Source organism: Companilactobacillus muriivasis (genome assembly GCF_036246245.1).
Classification (GTDB): domain Bacteria; phylum Bacillota; class Bacilli; order Lactobacillales; family Lactobacillaceae; genus Companilactobacillus; species Companilactobacillus muriivasis.
The window spans coordinates 154,726-175,784 of the sequence record NZ_BTTQ01000007.1; the positions used below are offsets into that span (position 1 = coordinate 154,726).

At 37.2% G+C, this 21,059-nt stretch carries 17 protein-coding genes; 10 read left to right on the forward strand and 7 right to left on the reverse strand.

Going from position 1 to position 21,059, the window contains the following annotated elements; genetic code table 11:
* Positions 1-28: 28 nt before the first annotated feature.
* The 3 genes from AAA923_RS09110 to AAA923_RS09120 all read right to left on the reverse strand — a co-directional run bounded on the left by AAA923_RS09110 (position 29) and on the right by AAA923_RS09120 (position 2,990).
* Positions 29-733, reverse strand: coding sequence for a Tim44 domain-containing protein (locus AAA923_RS09110; protein ID WP_338216523.1), 705 nt, complete (start codon positions 731-733; stop codon positions 29-31).
* A gap of 269 nt (positions 734-1,002) precedes the next feature.
* Positions 1,003-2,724, reverse strand: coding sequence for a phosphoenolpyruvate--protein phosphotransferase (gene ptsP, locus AAA923_RS09115; RefSeq protein ID WP_338216525.1), 1,722 nt, complete (start codon positions 2,722-2,724; stop codon positions 1,003-1,005).
* Positions 2,724-2,990, reverse strand: a complete 267-nt coding sequence (locus AAA923_RS09120; protein WP_041500491.1) for a phosphocarrier protein HPr — start codon at positions 2,988-2,990, stop codon at positions 2,724-2,726. Before AAA923_RS09120 ends, ptsP begins: the two co-directional genes overlap by 1 nt.
* A gap of 327 nt (positions 2,991-3,317) precedes the next feature.
* Here AAA923_RS09120 and AAA923_RS09125 point away from each other — a divergent pair, with 327 nt between their 5' ends.
* On the forward strand, positions 3,318-5,519 hold the full coding sequence (locus AAA923_RS09125) for an ATP-dependent Clp protease ATP-binding subunit (RefSeq protein ID WP_338216528.1): 2,202 nt from the start codon (positions 3,318-3,320) through the stop codon (positions 5,517-5,519).
* 905 nt (positions 5,520-6,424) lie between these two features.
* On the opposite strand, the gene AAA923_RS09130 is transcribed toward AAA923_RS09125, so the two are convergent.
* Entirely contained in the window at positions 6,425-8,407 is a 1,983-nt protein-coding gene (locus AAA923_RS09130; protein WP_338216530.1) for a hypothetical protein, read from the reverse strand.
* Between the two features lie 570 nt (positions 8,408-8,977).
* On the opposite strand from AAA923_RS09130, the gene AAA923_RS09135 reads away from it, so the two are divergent.
* From AAA923_RS09135 to AAA923_RS09175, 9 genes are all read left to right on the forward strand, one after another.
* The gene (locus AAA923_RS09135; protein WP_338216532.1) at positions 8,978-10,000 is read left to right on the forward strand and encodes a MucBP domain-containing protein; all 1,023 of its coding nucleotides are present in this window, start codon (positions 8,978-8,980) and stop codon (positions 9,998-10,000) included.
* A 416-nt stretch (positions 10,001-10,416) separates the two neighbouring features.
* Positions 10,417-10,653, forward strand: coding sequence for a hypothetical protein (locus tag AAA923_RS09140; protein ID WP_338216534.1), 237 nt, complete (start codon positions 10,417-10,419; stop codon positions 10,651-10,653).
* Between the two features lie 204 nt (positions 10,654-10,857).
* Positions 10,858-11,424, forward strand: coding sequence for a cadmium resistance transporter (locus AAA923_RS09145; RefSeq protein WP_338216536.1), 567 nt, complete (start codon positions 10,858-10,860; stop codon positions 11,422-11,424).
* 42 nt (positions 11,425-11,466) lie between these two features.
* Positions 11,467-11,802, forward strand: a complete 336-nt coding sequence (locus AAA923_RS09150) for an ArsR/SmtB family transcription factor (RefSeq protein WP_338216538.1) — start codon at positions 11,467-11,469, stop codon at positions 11,800-11,802.
* A gap of 215 nt (positions 11,803-12,017) precedes the next feature.
* The gene (deoC, locus tag AAA923_RS09155; RefSeq protein ID WP_338216540.1) at positions 12,018-12,755 is read left to right on the forward strand and encodes a deoxyribose-phosphate aldolase; all 738 of its coding nucleotides are present in this window, start codon (positions 12,018-12,020) and stop codon (positions 12,753-12,755) included.
* Positions 12,756-12,770: 15 nt separating this feature from the next.
* The gene (locus tag AAA923_RS09160) at positions 12,771-13,490 is read left to right on the forward strand and encodes a GntR family transcriptional regulator (RefSeq protein WP_338216542.1); all 720 of its coding nucleotides are present in this window, start codon (positions 12,771-12,773) and stop codon (positions 13,488-13,490) included.
* 168 nt (positions 13,491-13,658) lie between these two features.
* Complete coding sequence (locus tag AAA923_RS09165) at positions 13,659-15,086, forward strand: carboxylesterase family protein (RefSeq protein ID WP_338216544.1); 1,428 nt, start codon at positions 13,659-13,661, stop codon at positions 15,084-15,086.
* A 112-nt stretch (positions 15,087-15,198) separates the two neighbouring features.
* Positions 15,199-16,365 carry an MFS transporter gene (locus tag AAA923_RS09170; protein ID WP_338216547.1) on the forward strand — a complete coding sequence of 389 codons (1,167 nt, stop codon included), beginning with the start codon at positions 15,199-15,201 and terminating at the stop codon, positions 16,363-16,365.
* Between the two features lie 54 nt (positions 16,366-16,419).
* Positions 16,420-16,914, forward strand: a complete 495-nt coding sequence (locus AAA923_RS09175) for a hypothetical protein (RefSeq protein WP_338216548.1) — start codon at positions 16,420-16,422, stop codon at positions 16,912-16,914.
* A 78-nt stretch (positions 16,915-16,992) separates the two neighbouring features.
* Here AAA923_RS09175 and AAA923_RS09180 read toward each other — a convergent pair whose 3' ends face one another.
* The 3 genes from AAA923_RS09180 to AAA923_RS09190 form a co-directional block, all read right to left on the reverse strand.
* Complete coding sequence (locus AAA923_RS09180) at positions 16,993-17,922, reverse strand: AEC family transporter (protein WP_338216550.1); 930 nt, start codon at positions 17,920-17,922, stop codon at positions 16,993-16,995.
* A gap of 671 nt (positions 17,923-18,593) precedes the next feature.
* The gene (rpoN, locus tag AAA923_RS09185) at positions 18,594-19,874 is read right to left on the reverse strand and encodes an RNA polymerase factor sigma-54 (RefSeq protein ID WP_338216552.1); all 1,281 of its coding nucleotides are present in this window, start codon (positions 19,872-19,874) and stop codon (positions 18,594-18,596) included.
* A 460-nt stretch (positions 19,875-20,334) separates the two neighbouring features.
* Positions 20,335-20,925, reverse strand: coding sequence for a TetR/AcrR family transcriptional regulator (locus AAA923_RS09190; RefSeq protein WP_338216554.1), 591 nt, complete (start codon positions 20,923-20,925; stop codon positions 20,335-20,337).
* Positions 20,926-21,059: the final 134 nt, after the last annotated feature.

Below are 21,059 nucleotides of genomic sequence, written 5' to 3' on the forward strand. Positions count from 1 at the left end.
CCCCCCCTTGAATTCCTACTTTATTAAATCAACCAATTGTTTTAATATTGCAAAGTTGCAAGTTAGTTTCATCTTTCCATACTAACGTCCAAATTTCTTTAAAACGTTCGATATTTGTATCTTCCTGAATCTGCTGATTATAACTTTCGGGCTTATTATCATACTGAAAATAGTCCCGTGCCTGGGCTGTCACAATAACCTGAACTTTTTCATCCGATGATGTAACGACTTGTTCCAATTCAATTATTACCAATCCATCAAGGCAATCTATTTTATGACCACGAATATATCCATTGATAATTCTCTTTTGTTTCGCGTAATAATACGGTGACATCAATGTTTTCAAAGTTTCCAAATCATTTTTAGTCCAGGCATCCTCTACCTTATAGAAAAAGGGTTCAAAGTGAGTATTCAATTCTGGTGTAAGTGCATCATATGTTTCAGGAATTTTATAATTTTCTCGACGATTACGCCTGTAAAAATGAAAAAAAGAAAGTCCTGAAAATCCAATTAAAGCGGCATCCACTAATGAGAAACGATTTCTCCCATAACCACCGTAACCACGGTATCCGCGATAATTGTCATAGTTGTCGCTTGAATTGCTGCTAGTACTACTGCTTCCTGTAGAGCTGCCACCCATACTTCCGCCGGCCCGAGCAAATGTCGTCGTGGGAGTCATGATAAATAGAAATGATAAGCTCATAATTGCCATAATAAGTGTCATTTTTTTCAAATTTCAGTCCTCAATCTATATAAAAGTTGCTCTTTAATTTACTGTACAGCAAACTAAAAATTTTAGTTGGAATTAAAAGCAATTAAATAATCATTTTAAAATTAAGCGTCTCAAAAAGGCCTGCAAAAAAAGTTGCGGGTCTTTTCCGAATTTTAAATATAACACAGACTAAACAATCAGAAGTATACATTATACCCAATTGACACTTGCACTCTCTGGCGGCATAAAAAAAAGAGACCTACATCTCTGCAGAATCTCTTTAAAAATTATTACTTGTTCAAGTATTCTTCAACAAGCTTCTTGTTATCTTCATTAGTAATTGATTCGTTAACAGCACGATCAGCCAATGTAGCAAGATTCTTAGTACTCAACTTCTTCATCAAACTTCTTACACGAAGTACTGATGTAGCACTCATTGAGTATTCATCTAGACCCATGCTCAATAGCAATGGAAGCATAGTGTTGTCACCTGCGGCTTCACCACACATGCCGGCCCATTTGCCTTCTTTATGAGCTGATTCAATAACGTGCTTGATCAATCTCAAGATTGAAGGGTTATATGGTTGGTATAGGTATGAAACATGTTCATTACCACGATCAGCAGCCATAGTGTATTGAATCAAATCGTTAGTACCAATACTGAAGAAGTCAACTTCTTTAGCAAATTGGTCTGCAAGAACAGCAGCGGCTGGAACTTCCATCATCATTCCTAATTGAATGTCGTCAGAAACCTTAACACCGTCTTTAACTAACTTAGTCTTTTCTTCTTCAAAGACCTTCTTAGCATCTCTAAATTCTTGCAAAGTACCGATCATTGGGAACATGATACGTAAGTTACCAAAAGCTGATGCACGTAGCAAAGCTCTTAGTTGAGTTCTGAAGATTTCTTGTCTATCCAAACTGATACGGATAGCACGGTAGCCCAAGAATGGGTTCATTTCTTCAGGAAGTGGTAAGTATGGCAAATGCTTGTCACCACCGATATCCATAGTACGGACAACGACTGGCTTACCTTTCATACCTTCAAGAACCTTCTTGTAGGCCTTGAATTGATCTTCTTCGGTTGGAAGGCTTTCTGATTGCATGTACAAGAATTCTGTACGGTACAAACCAACACCTTCGGCACCATTATCAAGAACACCTTGGAGATCATCAGGTGTACCGATATTAGCTGCAATATCAAAGTGCTTGCCATCAGCAGTAACTGAAGGTTCGTTCTTTAATTTTTCCCATTCTGCTTTTTCGTCAGCAAAATTCTTAGCTAATTCGTTGTAATGCTTGATGTCATCTTCAGAAGGATCAACGATAGCAGCACCGTTTAAACCATCAACGATAACTGTTTGTCCTTCTTTAACATCGGTTGTAATTGTATCAGTACCAACAACAGCTGGTAGTTCTAGAGAACGTGCCATAATAGCTGAGTGGGCTGTACGACCACCGATATCAGTAACAAATCCCTTAACATAACTGTTCAATTGAGCTGTGTCACTTGGTGTCAAATCGTGCGCAACAATAACGACATCGTGGTCGATTAATGCTGGGTTTGGAAGTGATACGCCAAGCAAGTGGGCCATAACACGTTTTGTAACATCACGTACATCGGCTGCTCTCTCTTGCATGTATGGGTTGTCTGTCATTCCTTCAAAAATGGCAATGAAGTTTTCTGAGATATCGTGCAATGCTTGTTCAGCGTTAACATTCTTATCTTTAACTTCTTGTTCAACTGCACCTGTAAATTCTGGATCAGCCAAAATCATCTTGTGAGCATCAAAGACTTGAGCTTCTTCTTCACCTAGAGATTCCTTAGCGATATCTCTGATCTTAGTTAGTTCATCATCTGATGTTGAAATAGCATCCTTAAGACGACTGACTTCTGCATCAGCATCTGAAATACTTTTCTTTGTGAAAGACAAATCTGGTTGAACTAAAAGGTATGCTTCAGCAGTAGCGATACCATCACTGGCTGCAATTCCCTTAATAGTTTTAACCATTATTCTGCCAAACCTTCTTTTGTCATAGTATCAGCAATAGCAGCAACTGCATCAGCAGCATCGTCACCATCAGCTGTAATTGTAACGTCAGCACCTTGGCCAACACCGAGTGACATAACACCCATGATTGACTTCAAGTTTACTGATTTACCTGAGAATTCGATATTGATATCTGAGCTAAATTTACTTGCGGCTTGTACCAACATAGTAGCTGGACGTGCGTGGATTCCTGTTTCTGCAATAATGTGAAATTCTTTCTTTTCCATAATAAATACCTCACCATATAATTATAAAATTCTGTAGCTGTACTACAAATATTCACTAATTAATTTACCATTATCTTCAAATTTTCACAAGGGCTTTGCATAAAAAACCTTGAGATAAGTCAAGTGTGATAAGACGTTTAACGCTTACAACACTAGAGCCTGAAAGCGTTTATATTATCATCCTTTTTCACATAAATTTGAAAAAAATTTATTTTCTACTATTAACTTAATAATTTTTAAAAAAATCCAAGACTTAGCACTTGCATTACTCGAGTGCTAATTATATACTACCGTTGTATCCTTTGATAAAGGAAAGGTGGGGTGCGAATGTTATGTCAGAATTGTCATAAAAATGAAGCAACAATTCATCTATATACGAGTGTTAATGGTCAACGGACGGAAATCAATCTCTGCCAAGACTGTTATCAAAAGTTAAGAAATCAAGCTAACGAAGGTATGAATAATATGGCACAAAATCCAAACGGTGGATTTTCTAGTTTCGAAGACTTGTTCAACGCTTTGAATGGCGCACAACAACCTGATGCTTTCGAGCAACAAGGTCCTCAAACTCAAACAGGCAATGGCGGCGGTAATAATGGCCGTAAACCTCGTGGGAATGGAGTCTTAGATCAATATGGTGTCGATCTTACTGCCCTTGCTAAAAAAGGACAAATCGACCCTGTAATTGGTCGTGACAAGGAAATCAGTCGAGTAATTGAAATTTTAAATAGAAGAACTAAAAACAACCCTGTCTTAATTGGTGAAGCAGGTGTTGGTAAAACAGCCGTTGTCGAAGGTCTTGCACAAAAGATTGTCGACGGCGATGTCCCTGAAAAGTTGCAACACAAACGAGTCGTAAGACTTGATGTTGTCTCACTTGTTCAAGGCACTGGCGTTCGTGGTCAATTCGAGCAAAGAATGCAACAATTGATCAACGAATTACAAAAACAAACTGATATCATCCTATTTATTGATGAAATTCATGAAATTGTTGGCGCCGGTAATGCTGAAGGCGGCATGGATGCGGGTAACGTTTTGAAACCTGCCCTAGCCCGTGGCGAACTTCAACTTGTCGGTGCAACTACTTTAAATGAATATCGTACAATTGAAAAGGATTCAGCTTTGGAACGTCGTCTCCAACCCGTCCAAGTTAACGAGCCTACGGTTGACGAAACTGTTCAAATCCTAAAGGGCCTTCAACCTAAATATGAAGATTATCACCATGTAAAATATTCTAATGAAGCTATTACAGCAGCAGCTGAATTATCAGCTCGTTACATTCAAGACAGATTCTTGCCTGACAAGGCTATTGATTTGATTGATGAAGCTGGTTCAAAGAAGAACTTGCAAATCAACCATGTCGATATGGAAGACTTAGATAACAAGATTTCAGACGCTGAAGTCCAAAAGCAAGCTGCCCTTCGTAATGAAGATTACGAAAAAGCTGCCTACTATCGTGATCAAGTTTCTAAGTTCCAAGATATGAAGAACAGCAATAAAGATGAACCTGCTGGTCAAAATATCGTTACTGATAAAGAGATTGAAAAGATTATTGAAGAGAAAACTAACATTCCAGTTGGTGAACTTCAATCTAATGAACAATCTCAATTGAAGAATTTGGAACCAGATTTGAAGAGTCACATTATTGGTCAAGACAAGGCCGTTGCTGACGTTGCCAAAGCTATTCGTCGTAACAGAGTCGGCTTTAACAAGTCAGGTCGTCCAATCGGTTCCTTCCTATTCGTAGGACCTACTGGTGTTGGTAAGACTGAACTTGCTAAACAACTTGCCCGCGAACTATTCGGTTCCGAGGATTCAATGATTCGTTTCGATATGTCTGAATACATGGAGAAACATTCAGTTTCTAAGTTAATCGGTTCGCCTCCAGGGTATGTTGGTTACGAAGAAGCCGGTCAATTGACTGAAAAAGTTCGTCGTAATCCATACAGTTTGATTTTGCTAGATGAAATTGAAAAGGCTCACCCAGATGTTATGCATATGTTCTTGCAGATTCTCGATGATGGCCGTTTGACGGACTCTCAAGGTAGAACTGTTAGTTTCAAGGATACTATCATCATCATGACTTCCAACGCTGGACAAGGCATGCAAGAAGCAAATGTCGGATTCGGTGCTGAATCAGCTGGTACAACTAACTCAGTCATGAATCGTTTGTCAGAATTCTTCAAACCAGAGTTCTTGAACAGATTCGATGGTATCGTTGAATTCAATTCACTAACAAAAGATAACCTATTAAAGATTGTCGATCTCATGTTGGCTGACACTAACAAGATGATTGCTGATCAAGGCTTGAGCATTCATGTAACAAAGGATGCCAAGAATAAATTAGTCGATTTGGGCTACAATCCAAAGATGGGTGCTCGTCCACTCCGTCGTGTGATTGAAGAACAAATTGAAGATAAAGTTGCTGACTATTACTTGGATCATGCTAAGGATAAGCAACTAGAAGCACATCTCGATAAAGATGAAATTAAAATTTCTAAGTATAGTGCACCTGATACTGAAGAGTAGTTAAAACTACCAAATTTAGTGGTGCTGAAGATAAAAGCTCGATCAAATCCTGAGGGATTTTTGGTCGAGCTTTTTTGTTGTTTTGCCGTCTCCAGAGATGAGAGCAATCACCTGCTGTGCGGACTGGCCTGAGCCAAGGTCTCAGACCTCGGTTTGAAGCCTTACCAAAGACTGGTAAGTCTCCAAACTCGCCCGGTGGTGTAATGGCTGAAGCCATAACGCCACACCCACAGTTGGTGATTGCTCTCATCTCTTCCGACTTATTTATTGGATTTTATGATTCAGTATTAAATTGTTTAACTTATTAATTTCATCCCCTTCTTTAATTACATTACGAAAAAAAATGACCAATTATCTACATACTTGATAGATAATTGACCATTTTAATTTGGTAGTTTTAATACTAGACTTTCATCAAAAAAAATAACCGCTCTAACTTGGCCAGTTAACGGTTATTTTTATAACTATAAATTAACGTAGCCATTTATCTTTAACAAGACTACCGAGCTACTGGAGGGATGTTCTCTATCCCTCTTTTTTTGTACAAACGTATTATAGCACATAAAGGTTTGACCTTCGTCAATCACGTTTTACAAATAAAGCTTAATTTTCCAAAAGACGATTGAAAAAGCGAACTATCTACATATTTTTATAGCTAACAAATCTTTTTTGCTTCAATTCAAAATCAGTAGAACCAATCCACTGCCCATATCAATAAAACTAGCCTCTGGTCGTCAGTCATGTAGACTGCTGTGCAAGTGGAGTTAGGGATTTATCCCTTACTCCACCGACGTATTTTGAAATTCGAGCGCACTTCTCGAAGTTCAAAATCGAGGTTCGAGACCTTGGCTCAAACCGGTCGCACAGCGCCTACATGACTGACGACCAGAGGCGGCAAGGCCCCATTAAACGCTGTCTGAAATCGTCCAATTAACTCGAGTTTTATAAACTCCCGCGACGTTCCATTTAGACTCGAGGTACAGCAAGATCCCGTTGTCCTTATCCCATCCTAGTGAAACTAATTCTTCATCTTTGACTGTATTCGCAACTACAGCGGGTTCCTCCAGAAGATTAGTGTACTCACCATTGTTGTAGAAACGTAATTGTCCTGCGAAAACATCACCTGCATCAGTTTGTAATGGTGAATCCTGCGAAACTGACACTATCAAAGGATTCTTATAACGGCGCATATCTTCAACTTCCATCATATTGTTTGGCAAGTTTAACTCATCTGGTCGTGACAAAGTCTTTGAAGCACTAATGGAATTGATAGTTCCATAGTCAATATCATTTACCTTATTAACAACTACTGAATTAGTTGTATAATTCAGCGTCTCGTCATTACCAAATTTTTGATAAGTATTATTGTCGTCATTTTTACCAGTAATATACGGCACAGATGTGTAGCTTGTTTTCGAATCAATACCAGTAACAGTTGTGTCAACTTCGATAGCATGACTTTCGTTGATTTTAAAGTTCAACCCAGAAATTACTAAATCAGTACTATTAGTATCATCATTATCAACTAATTTATAATTTGTCGTATCTTTGCCATCCAATTTAACACTGGCAACTTGAGTTCCCTTACGCAAAGGCAATGTGTAGTCGGCCTCTTTCAATGTTCCTGAAGTACTCTCATTGGTAACTGTATCCTTGTATCTGACCAAATCGCCGTTGTTAACACCAAAAATTACGGTATCTGTATCGTTTTTGTCATGGTAAGTTTCATTACTCAAAGAATCATGTAACTCAATGCTTGGACCGCCCTCTGGCAACACGTGCAAGTATGCATCCTCTGTCGTGTAGGAATAGATTTTCCCATTATATTTAACTTGAATAATAGCTAAGAAAATTGTTCCATCATCATCCAAAGTAGTCGCTGGTGTTGTGTAAGAAAGTGCTTGCGGATCATCTTTCAAAATCTGCGTTCTGGAATGCGTGATTGGATCTTCTTTGTACCATTTAACTGTGTAGTCATTATTCCCATCACTGTCATCTTCGTCCTCATCATCTAAATCTCCAATATTCCCTCGGAGATCAAATGTTGCCGTATTGCCCGCATGGACCGTCTGATCTTCCAGCCCTCCACCAATCAATACTTCCGTCGACCCAGTAATATCTTTACCACTTGGATTATGCATCGTTGCAGTAACCGTAACGACTCCACCAAGGCGATTCGTATTAGCTGTAATCAGTCCATCTTCTTCATCAATTGTTGCTAAATTAGGATTATCAATACTCCATGAAACAGTACCAGTAAAGTTTGCAGGTGTCGGAATAGCATGAGCATAAGTTTCAATATTGACAATATCATTAACTGAATTGTATAAATAATCATCATCTGTTGTTACTTTCACGCTTGTTGCATCCACTGGTTCAGGGACTGCATAAACTGTAGCAACATTAGAATAAAGCTGTTTGTTCCTAATCCAACCAAGTGCAGTTCCCCAGTAAATTTCCATCTGATAATATGTAGTCCCTACGTCAGTCGGAGTCAGTGGCAATTTTTTTTCCTGCCCAGACTGTTTCTTTGGCACTTCCGTCCAAGTCTTTCCATCAGTTGACTTATACCACTGGTATCTTCGAACAGGGAAAGGTATAGCATATACAAGCTGTGCTGCTAAAGAACGTCTAGCATCAGCATTAAGAGTCTTCGTCTGATCAACTTGAATATAAGTTTTGTCAGCCGGTTGTAAAATATACCCGCTTCTAGTACGCAAGCCCAGAAAGGACCTTGCATTACCACTAGGCTTTTTATATGGCGTTACTTCAGTGACTTCTGCTTCTTCAGCATTCACTTTTTTATATCTACGATTAAACGAAGAGGCAGACAGTATGGAAATAAATATTAATATTATTAACCAACGTTTGTGTGATTTTTGCATCATTAAACCCCTTACATTATTTATGTATAAGAAGTATATCATCCTACTAATCGTCTATATAATCAGTTTAGATAATTTAATTTTTGCCAAAATGATTTAAATTATAGGAAATATTATTTGACTTTTAATTGAATTTGAGGCTTTTTTAATACATTGATGTGTCCAAAATAAACCCTTCAGAAATAATGTCTAACTCAGCATTCTATAATTAAAAATTAAGCATACAAATAACCCAAATCTTTAAAATACCCTAGCCTCCGGGTGCCAGTTTTTTAACCAGCAGTGAAGGTGGCGTTATGGCACAAGCCATTACACCACAGGACGACTTTTGAGACGCGTTTTTCGGCTCAAAAGCGAGGTTTGAGACCGCACTCTGGCTCGAACCGTTCCTCACGGCAGGCGAAAAAACTGGCATCTGGAGGCGGAATTCAAAGATACCCCACCCAAAGTTTAAAATTTTCTTTACTCTTTATTAGGTTTCCCTTAAATATCTTTAAGATACCTATATAAAGGCAATTAGAGGAAATTTTTCATGTTAGAATTACACTAATTTAATGTTAGAAGGGAATTATTATGGGAAAGAAAAATACGCAAGACTTTTCCCATAACGGGGAAAGAACTATGGAAAATAATGTACTCTCACCTAAAGTTAAAAAATTAGCTCGCGATGATGTTGAAATTGAAGTTCACTATGTTGATTCTCTTGGCAAAGAAATCTCCGACTCTACTATGATCAAGGGCCATTATCTAGATAAACTAGATATTCCTTGGAAAGAAATACCAGGATTTGTTTTGTCATCAGTCACAAATTTTCAACAGACATTTATCCCTAATTCTGACGGAATCTATTTAGTTTATGCCAATCAATTGTCAGCACCGGTCATCGTTTATCACCGCAACACTGACGGAAAATTAATTTCTGATCCTCAATATCTTGAGGGCGACTTGAATCGTAAATTTGACACTCAGCCACTCGAAGAAGCCAACCATTTCTTAGTTCACTCACCCAAAAAAGCCGGTGGCCAATTTACTTCACGTGTTCAAGAACAAGAATATGTCTACAACGTTTTGCCAGTGAAAGACATCAAGATCAACAAGAATCTTTTCATTGAAACAACTAATAATGTTCGTGTCTTCAGCGAGCCTCTTAACAAAGTTCCACTAGAAAAAACATTGCCTTATGGAACAACTTGGAAAGTTTATCGTGCTGTTCAAGAAACTTACAATAAGACAATCTGGTATAACCTTGGTGGTAACACTTGGATTCCTAGTACTGAAAGTATTAAGACACGGATCATCAAGCAAACGACACCTCGTCAAGAAATGTTGAATAGTCCCCTAGCTGAGACCGCCAGCAACATCAGTTATACATATTCAGTAATTGATACAATGGAAATCAAGCGTTCAGTCAGAGTAATGTATTATAAAGACCAATATATTACTGCTTGGAAGACACCCTACGGCGACATGGATAATAAACGTTTCCGTGGCGGTCAGGATGTTTTCGTTAAGAAAATTGTTCAACTTGATAATTACAGCGTTTGGGCTGAATTGAGTGACGGTTACTATATCGAAAGTAAATATTTAAATCTATAGAGAGTGTGACAAAACATGGTCAGCTTTCGAGCATTAAGGCAAATGACTCCAGTAATCCGATTTTGGATTGCTGGTCTCTTTTGTTTTAAGCGGAAAAAGCTATGTTTTGTTGCACGTTTATGCTGAATGTTTAAGGTGAAAATAGTTAAGTCACAGCCCATTTTTTCCTTTTAAACTCAATAGTTAGCCTACTTATCAAGTTAATTATGCCCCATTTAAACAATTCAACCGATTTTACAGAACCTCAACTCTCATACGATTAAAGATGATAACAAATAACCTAATGTGTGCTACTTATCAACGTTTAGGCCAATTTTAATGATTTCTTTAGTACCAAAAATGATATAATGTAAGCGTATACAAAACGTGGGGTGTTAATGGAAGGATTTGCGCTCGGCTTCAAAGGAGAGATTATTATGGATCACACAGAAAACAGAACAGAAGAATTGATTGGAATCGTTATTATTTATATTTTCGCATTCGTCGCGGTATTCTTGGGCTTGTTTGCCCTCTACTTCCACTTTACAACAACTATGTCGGTTGCTTGGATGGTTAAGCTGCTGTTCGTTGACTTGTCATTGATGATCTTGGCAATTCTCAAACCTCTTTTTGATATTACAGTTGATTTCTTTAGAGATATAATGAAAAACTAAAATAGATGCGATGTTAGTTAAATATCTCGTCTACAGTGCTGGGAAATATTCAATCGTTATTAATTGAATGTAAAAGTATTCAAATGTATTTAACAACGGTACCAGACAGTTTCCTGTAATATTAGGATTGTCTGGTACTTTTTTTAATTCATATATGTTATAGTTAACATATGTTATTAAGCACATATGTATTGGAGAATTATAATGAACTATTGGATTTTAGCTTTAACTTTTTTAAGTGTTAATTTGGATTTTTTCTTCATGCTTATATTCCTTTTAAAGAAATATAAATTATCGCATGTTCTACTTGGCTATCTTTTGGGAAATATAATCTTGTTAACGGCCAGTTTTGTTATTGGCAAAGCCTTGTCAGCTTTTCTTCCGGAATGGATTTTAGGAATTTTGGGGATTCTGCCAATTTATTTGGCTTTTCACGATGATGACGACGATGATAATAAACAATCAAGTCATAAATCAGAGACTTGGAGTACCTTGGTTACCTATTTATCAGTTTGCGCTGGTTGCAATCTCTCCATTTTTCTACCTGTTTTAGTTGGCGAAACGATTTCTAACTTTATCATTACGTTATTATTTATCGGTAGTTTGACTATTCTGGTCGTTTTATTAATTAAACTCATCGCAAATATACCGGCAATTTCTAAGATTATGGAAGCTCACGGTGAAAAGTTGATGAAAGTCTGTTACGTACTGATAGGACTGTATGTCTTCTGGGACAGCGGTTTGATTAGCCACTTAATTGCCCTGTTTTAATGCTGTATACTATACTTAATTACTAGCAAAGGACTTACAACAATGGCTAAAAAAGAGCAAGCTAAATTGATTGATTCTAAAGATTTGATTGAATCTGAACGAATTTTTAAATTATTGAGCAACCCTAATCGATTGCAAATGCTTAAACTTTTGGAAGATAACGAATTAAACGTCAATGAGATTGGTCAAACTTTGGATATTGAACAGTCCGTTGTTTCCCATCAATTGGCAATTCTAAAAAAGCACCAACTGGTTAGTTCGGAAAAACAAGGCAAATTCAACTACTACCGCTTAGATGATCCGCACATCCTGGACATCATCAATGAAATGTTGGAACACGCTGACCACGTTGTCCGCGGTAAAAAACATGGTGAATAATGAAAGCTACCAATTCTTAAATGAATTGATAGCTTTTTCTTTTAGGTAATTACATATTAAAAAAACAGACACACAGTTATATTACGATACTAATCATAGTTGCCCATAGATGCAGTGATACATAAACAGTTAGTAAATCAATCGTTGACATTTTGTAAGCGCTAGCATACCATTTAATATGTAATTACTTAATAGATTATTTGGAGGACTTAATTATGCTTGAATATACTTTAAATGAACTTGAAAAATTGGTTGATCACACTAATTTACATGCATATGCTTCTGATGCTGACATGGTGAAACTTTGTGACGAGGCTAAGGACTATCACTTTAGAATGGTTGCCATTAATCAGGTGCAATCCAAGGTTTGCTATAATGAATTGAAAGACACTGACATTGATATCGGTGCTGCAATTAGCTTCCCACTTGGTCAAACGACTGTTGAATCCAAGTTATTTGACATTAAAAACGCCCTAGAAAATGGTGCTAATGAAATTGATTATGTAATTAATATTACGGAAGTTAAGAATGGAAACTTCGCATATATCAAAGATGAGATGGAACGTATCGTCAAACTTTGCCACGATAATTCAGTTTTGATCAAAGTTATCTTTGAAAATACTTACCTAACTAAAGATGAAATCAAGCATGTTGCTGAAATCGCTAAAGAAGTTAAGCCTGACTTTATTAAGACTTCAACTGGTTTCGGACCCAGCGGTGCTAAAATTGAAGACGTTAAATTGATGAAAGAAGTTGTTGGTAATGACGTCTCTGTTAAAGCCGCTGGTGGTATCAGAAATTCTGACGATTTCTTGGCTATGATTGCGGCCGGTGCTGACAGAATTGGTACAAGTAGTGGCGTTAAAATTATCGATGCAATCAAGCAACGGATGGAATTTGACCACGTTGACTCAATTAAAATCGACAGAAAATATCCAAAGAATATGAAATAACAGGAGATTTGCCTTATGAATGGTGGGAATTTGCCAAAACACACAATAATCGAAAATGATTTGCTTTCAAAAATCAATGACGGTACTTACAAACCTAATACTCTGATTCCCAAGGAAACTGAACTAATGGAAATCTATGGTGTTAGTCGCCCCACTGTTCGTCAAGCAATCCAAGCATTGGTTGATAAGGGATTATTGGCTAAGCGAAAAAAACGTGGCACTATTGTAAAACAAGCTAAAATTTCTCAAGAATTCACTCACACAATCGAAAGTTACAATGATGAAGTAAAAAATAAGGGATTAACCCCTAAAACTCACGTAATTTTATTGCAGAAAGAATTGCCCAACGATGAGGTCTGTGAGAATTTAAAAATTGATAAAAAAGATTATGTTTTTAAACTAGTCAGATTACGCTACGCTGACGATCAACCAGTTGTTTTGGTAACGAGTTATATTCCATACAAAGTCTTCCCCGATTTGGATAAATTCGACTTCAACGATGTTTCATTGTATGCCACTTTGGATTCTCACGACTGCCCAATCTTACAAGTTCGCCGTAAATTAGAAGTATTATCTGCTGATGAAACGACTGCCGATTTATTAAATATTGATGAGAATGATCCAATCTTCTATTTCCACACAACTGGTACAACCAAGAACGACGTACCTGCTGAATATTCAATCGCTAAATATCGTGGCGACATTAACTCATTTGAAATTTTTATTAAAAGATAACCCCAAAGGCGTTGATTCTCTTGTTTACTAATCAAAAGAGAATCAACGTCTTTTTCTCACATATTTAATTAAAATTATGCTTGACTGTAACGTGTGGTTACAGTTTAGAATGAAGAAACAATAAACAAAGCATCACAAAAAAAGTAAATGTTGAGGAAGAAATTTAAAATGTCACATCCTAATAAAAAATTTAACAACGTTCAAGAATGGCTCGGAGTTCCTTATGGTACTTCCAGTCGGTTCCAAAAAGCTAAAATGGTTCCATTCGAATCTAACCATGAATATAGTCAAAGTGGACCAGCATCGGTGCAACTAACTGATCCTTACTTTTTAAATTCTGACAAAGGTGAAAGCGAAGATTGCTTAAATCTTAATATCTGGGCTCCAGATAATGTCACAGAAAAGCTCCCAGTCGTTGTTTATATCCACGGTGGTGGTTGGACTTATGGCGCTAATTCTCAAGATACATCAGATTTATCTGGCTTAGTCGCTAGTGGCAAAGTTATTGGAGTTTCTCTTAATTACCGCTTAGGACCACTTGGTTGGCTTGAGTTATCTCAATATGGTGGAAAGTTTAAAGATGCCAGTAACCTAGGTCTACAAGATATGATTCTGGCTTTGAAATGGATTCAACAATACATTGGATCATTTGGTGGAGACCCCAACCAAGTTACTCTTACTGGTCATAGCGCTGGTTCATTTTCATTATTAACGCTCTTAGCTGTACCTGAAGCTGACGGATTATATAGCAGATTAGCACCATTCTCAGGATATGCCGCACGTTATATTCCAGCTTGGTGGGCAGAAGAATTAGCAGATAAAGTTTTGAAAACACTCGAGCTAACTTCACCAGAACAGTTATTAACTGTTGATAACAAAGCATTAATTGATGCAGTTAACAAAGTTTTACCAACTGACGTTTTGAAACGCGGTAATCTAAATACACTTTCAATTGGAATTGTCGATGATGAATTTTTACCAAATGGAATTTTAAAGTCTCACCCCGCTGACGTTATTAAAAGTGGAACACACAAAGATGTCGACCTAATAATAACTTCAACAACAGCTGAGGCAAGCTGGTACGCTGCTAATATTCCAGACAACGTTGATCCCAAAACAGTCGAAAACGTAATTGATGAAATGGTTTATGATTGCCATATTCCACGCAAACAAGCTGAGGCTATCGCTTTACATTGTGGAGCTGGCAAAGATTCACCTCTCAATGTCAGAACTAAATTCTTCACAGACTATAACTTCACCTTACCCGCTATTCGAGAAGCACATGATCATGCTCAAGCTGGCGGACGCGTTTATCAACTAAGTGTTGGCCCAGTTGAAGGTTCTCCCGCTTATCACGGTACTGACATGTACGGTATTGTCGGTCAAACAGCACCTAATGCTAGTCAAGAACAACTCGATCGTGATAAATTCATTAGTCAAACATTACTTGATTTTGCTACTAATCATACTGAAAAATTATGGTCACCAGTTAAGCCAGACCAACAAATTATCAAAGATATTGGTCAAAGACCTTATAAAGGAACCGAACATGCCAAAACCGTGCTACAGCTCTTTAAAGGTATTGCTCGTCCATAATTAATATTTTTTTACAGTAGAACTTTCATCTTTATAACCAAATAAAAGAAAGGTGTTCATAAACACCTTTTTTTATTTTGTCAAATTAGCTTTCAAAGGAGAAGAATAAATTTTGACAAATAAATTCTCATTTTTTTCAAAAGACATTATTTTTGTAATGTTAGCAACCTTTTTTTATCAATTTAGTATTCAGGCAATTAACCCACTGATGAATGGATATGCCCGTAATTTAGGGATCAATAGTGCTTTTGCCGGCATCATTGTGGGAATTATGAGTATTACTTCAATGCTATTAAGACCTTTTGCTGGAAATTTAACTGACCGAATTTCTAAATATCGTTTAGCATTAATCGGTGGTAGTTTATGTGCTATTAGTGATTTTGGATACCTTTTTGCTTCCAATGTAACTTGGCTATTAACTTTTAGAATTATCAATGGTGTAGGTTTCGTCCTATGTACTGTTTGTTTGGCAACTTGGATGGCATTTTTAGTTCCACGGCAACATCTTGGGGCAGCGATGGGGTATTACGGATTATTGAATGCCCTTGCGATGGCAATTGCTCCCGCCCTAGCAATCAGTATCTACCAGCGTCTAGGTTATAAATTCATCATTATCTTGGCAGCCTTGAGTGCTGTAGCCATGGTAGCCGTCATACAACTAATCGATAATCACGCCAAACCTTCTGTTAAGTTAGAAGGCAAACATTTTAAGATTATTCAACGAGATGCTCTACCTGTGGCAATAATTTTTTCACTATTATCCATCCCCTACTTTGTCACTCAAGCTGATATTGTCATGTACGTTCAAGAACGTCATTTGAGTATTACCGTAAGTCTTTTCTTTCTATGCTACTCAATCGCTCTGATTATTATTCGAATTCTATTAAAAAATTATTTCGATACTATCTCATTCGGCATTTGGTTTTCTATCTGCATAATTGCGACAATTGGTTATATCATCCTATTAACAATAATGCAAAATAACTTTGAAATGATTTTGGCAGCTATCTTAATGGCAATCGGTTTTGGAGTTATGGTTTCTGTTTCCCAATCAACCTCGCTCTTATTAGCTCCCTTAGAAGAACAAGGACTTGCCAACGCCACCTATTATTTGGGAAGTGATATCGGTATGTCACTTGGACCTATCATTGGTGGAATCCTGCCAACTATTTTTCCACTTAAATTCTTTTACCCAGTGATGTTATTTATTGTTCCTTTAACGGCAATTATTTATTTATGTAATCGTCGTAAACTCAATTCTGCAGTACAGTACAATTAAAGCTATATTAATGCTTTAATTAAATTGATAGTTTTTTTCAAAGGAGCTAAAAATATGTTCTCATTAACTTTCAATGTAGGTGGTTTCTCTCTTAATCAGCTAAAAGACAAACTTCAAGAAAAACAGATTGGTCTTAATCCAAGTGCTGAAAAGTTATTTACTGATTCTCGACTTGTTCTTTCTCAAGAGCCACATTTAGTAACTTTAAAAATCTTGACGATTGCTGAACTAAATTTAAAAACTACCGCTACCTTGCCGAATATTCTTTTGGGCGCCCAAGAACAAGGCTATAAACTTTGCCCTTTGGAAACCGCTATTTACGGCCGTTTATTCTGGAAAGATCAACCAGCCAGTGATGATCATGCCATGCACCGCCACAAAGCTCCTGATTCAGCCGTTACCTTTGCTTCTCCTATAACCTCAACTGAGGTTAACCAGCCTAAAGGATTTTATCTACGACACGTTAACAATCGCCTATGGCTAAGGGGTTACATTTGTGATGATGACTTCATCTGGCAACCAGAAAATTTGTTTGCTTTTCAAAAGTGACTGCTTTAAGATTGATTTCCTTAAAATATTAAAAATCCTCTACTATTTAGATTTTGAATCTAATAGTAGAGGATTTTTTTACAAACTTCCCAATGCGAAAACTACTGGAATCGTAATTAAACTTAAAATAGTAGACAAACTCATCAACGAAATAGCCGGTGCTGTGTCGCCATCAGCTTGCAACGTAAACAAAACGACCAATCCAGCCACCGGACAGGCTGCCATTACGATTGTCGTATAGAAAGCAATGCCTGTAACACCGAGAACTTTCAGAAGCACTATGCCAATAATTGGAAACAATAAATTACGTAATAAAATCGTCAAACCAATTTCTTTATTCAACATATCGCGACTAAACTTAATATTAGCCAAACTATTACCAATCACAATCATCGACAGCGGTGTATTGATGGAGCCGACATACTTGATAACTTGGTTGGGAATGCTTGGTATTTTTACAGAGAAAATGAATATTAAAATTCCTAGAAAAATTGCGATAATATTCGGATTCAGCAACACTTGTCTCCAATCAGTTTTCTCAGCCGATCCATGCTCATTATCATTAAATAGTGACACACCTTGAGTCCAACTGAAGATATTGAACGCTGCCAAAGAGACAACCGCAAAGAATACACCCTCAGAACCAAATAGTGCACTGATTAACGGAATCCCCATAAACCCAGCATTGGAATAAATACTCCCATATTGAGCAATCCGTCGCAAATTCTGATTTTTCAGTCGTCCAAAGATTAATTTAGCCACAATAATTTCAATAATATAAAGTAAAAACACGCCAGCAATCGCCAACAAGAATTGTTTAATCCGACTGCCAGAATAAGGCTGTTCAAATGCATTAATAATCAAGCATGGCGAAACAATATATAGTAAAACGTTGGTCAAATCACTCGAAGTTTGCGAATGCATGAATTCCAATTTATTGATTAGAACCCCCACCAGCATTAAGCAAAACATCAAGACGATTTGATTTATCAATTGTCCAATATTCATATGTGCACTCCCTTAGTTAGTTCATTATACAAATATTTCATGCCAAAAAGACAATTTCTTTGAAATTAATTAAAGGATGCCGACTCCGGTTGACAGAGATTTTCGCCTGCTGTGGGACCGGCTCGAGCCAAAGAACGGTCTCGACCCTCGCTTTTGAACTTCGAGAAGAACACTCGAATTTCAAAAGACGTCCTGTTATGTAAGACTGGAAAACCACCAGCCTAACATAACTTCCACTGCACGTGAAATCTCTGCCAACCTCCGTCTATGTTATTACTTTATTTAAAACTATCTTTTGACTTCTATACATAACTGATAACCATCTAAATCTGCCAAATGCTAAAACCATTTCTTGCTCTTAAAGTAAATTACGAAGAAACATACTAAATTCAAACAAGAAATCAACAATAAAAATATAGTTTATTAATACCAACCAAATCAACAGTTAACTTAGCCGGATGGGACGAATGATGAGGACCTGCTGTGCAAGTGGAGTTAGGGATTTATCCCTTACTCCACCGACGTATTTTGAAATTCGAGCGGTTTTCTCGAAGTTCAAAATCGAGGTTCGAGACCTTGGCTCGAACCGTTCGCATAGCGGTCCCCATCATTCGTCCCATCCGGCGGCATTCATTACATATAAAAAAAGCCCTGAGTAAACTCAGAACTTTTTATACACGACGGCGGCTGGTTGCAGGATAGCCTAATTGCTCACGATACTTAGCAACGGTTCTTCTAGCAATCTTCAATCCATCATCCTTTAACATTTCCGAAATCTTTTGGTCGCTCAATGGCTTAGTTTTATCTTCGTCATCCAAGATACCTTTAATCTTGTTCTTAACTTGATCAACTGATTGTTCTTCACCGACAGTAACTTTACTTCTACGTGAGAAGAATTGTTTCAATTCAAAGATACCAAAATCGGTTTGGATATATTTTCCATTAATTGTCCGACTTACGGTTGACTCGCTCATTTGTAGTTTTTGAGCCACATCACGAATCAACAGTGGTGCCAACGAATCGGTCTCTTGCATAAAGAATTTATACTGTGCCTTAACGATACATTTACCGATAATTGATACAGTCTCAATCCGTCTTTGTAAATTATATTCCAACGTCTTGTACTGATTGTATTTATCGTGAATATACTTCTCTACGTCTTCGTCGGTTGATTTAGCTAGTCGATCGTATGTTTCTTCAGCGAAAATCAATTGTGGTTGACCATACTTTGTTACAGCCAAACTCAATTTATCACCATTTTTCTTAACTGCTAGTTCGGGCACAACGTATTGCTCGTTTTGTGAAGTATAACGTTGGCCAGGATTAGCTGATAGTGACTGGATAAAGTTAACATCATCCTGCAATTCAGCATTCGAAAGTTTCAAGGCACGTTTTAATTTTTTCCATTCATGTTTGGTGAACAATTCAAAATTATCACTCAACATTGACATGACAGCTTTATTAGCATTGTCAGCTTCTGCTTGAAGATACAAGCATTCTTGCAAATCACGGGCCCCAATCCCGGGAGGATCAAGTTGGTGCAAAAGTGTTTTCGCATCAAGCAACATAATTGGCGTTATATCGTCGACTTCCTCAAAAATCTCATCGTCCGATAAAGTTAGATAACCGTTAGGATCAAGCTGTTCAATTAAATAAACAACTAAATCTCGCAACGGAGTCTTTCGCATAGTCAGTTGGACTTGATCCAATAAATATTCAAATAACGACTGCTGTTCATCCCTTATTTGATAGCCATTGCCACCTTCATTATCGACAAATGGCATATCCAAATTAACGTGAACATCGAAGAGTGGATTTTCCAAACTCTGTTCACTCAAATAATCAGCCAAATCAATGGCATCTGATTGCAAAATTAAAATTGATTGTCGCATTCCTTGCGTTAAAGACAACCCTTGAACTTGTTTTTGATTAACATTCTGTTTAAGTTCCATCAGGTTCCCTCCCCTCTATTAATTGATAAATAAAAATCATAATTTTTAAATTCCACTTCCGGTTTTGAGGGAGAAAGGTTAATCGCTGTGAGACCGATTCGAGCCAAGGTCTCTCATCTCGATTTTGAGCTCCGCAAAAAACGCGAATCTCAAAATACGTCTGTGCTGTAAGGCCGGAAAAACATCGGCCTAACACCACTATCACTGCGGTTACCTTTCTCCCTCAAAACCTCCAGCCAGTTCATCTCTACCAACTAAGCCTCTACATTGATAGAAAACAACTTTTTTCTATAATCCAATGCACATAATTTGAAATCATCACATCGCACGCAACGACCAAATTACTAAAATCTATAAAGTATATATTCTAGCCGGAGACAACGCCTAAAAACGTTTACACTTTGTAACTACTATAATGATAGCGCTTTTTTATTGATTTGTATTTACTCTCAAAAAAATTTTATTTGCGAATATTTCTTTTAACGTCGATAAACGAACTCAATCCGCTTGAATCCAGTCTAATCAAGCGGTCACGAAACTCGCTTCGATCCAAATTCTTCTTATCTTCTTTATAAATTCGGAACAGCATCAAAGTATTACGAATCAAAAAGTTTGCACAGACTGTTGCATCTAATTTAGAAATATCGAATGTTTTAAAAATAGCTGCAGCCAATCCTTCGGCAACCTGCTTTTCAACTTTTCTAGCCAGAGAGCTGTAATCGTCAGATGTCATCATCAAAGTATAAAATTCTCGCGACTCTTTGAAAAAGTCGAGCACTTGATCAAACAGAAAACCTGGTTCGGACAAGCCTTGGTTTAACGGTCTTTCAATCATTATTCCTAAGAGTTTTCCAGCAATTTCATCAACCACCGTGTCAGAAAAATCTTCAATCGAATCGTAATGTAGATAAAATGTCTTGCGATTAATATGAGCTTTTTCAGTCAAAGCTTTAACTGTGATATTGCGATAGCTTGTAGTACTTGCCAGTTGCCGGAACGCCGTTTGTAAGGACTCATTAGTTTTCTGAACTCGAAGATCAACTTTATTCATTTTCTCACCTTTAATTTTTATTACACACTTTGTGTATTTATGTTGTGGACTTGAAATTTTTTCAGTTTATTATTTAAGCCACAGTTGAGTATTAATTTTCGAGACAACTATAACATATTTTATTTTATGAAGGA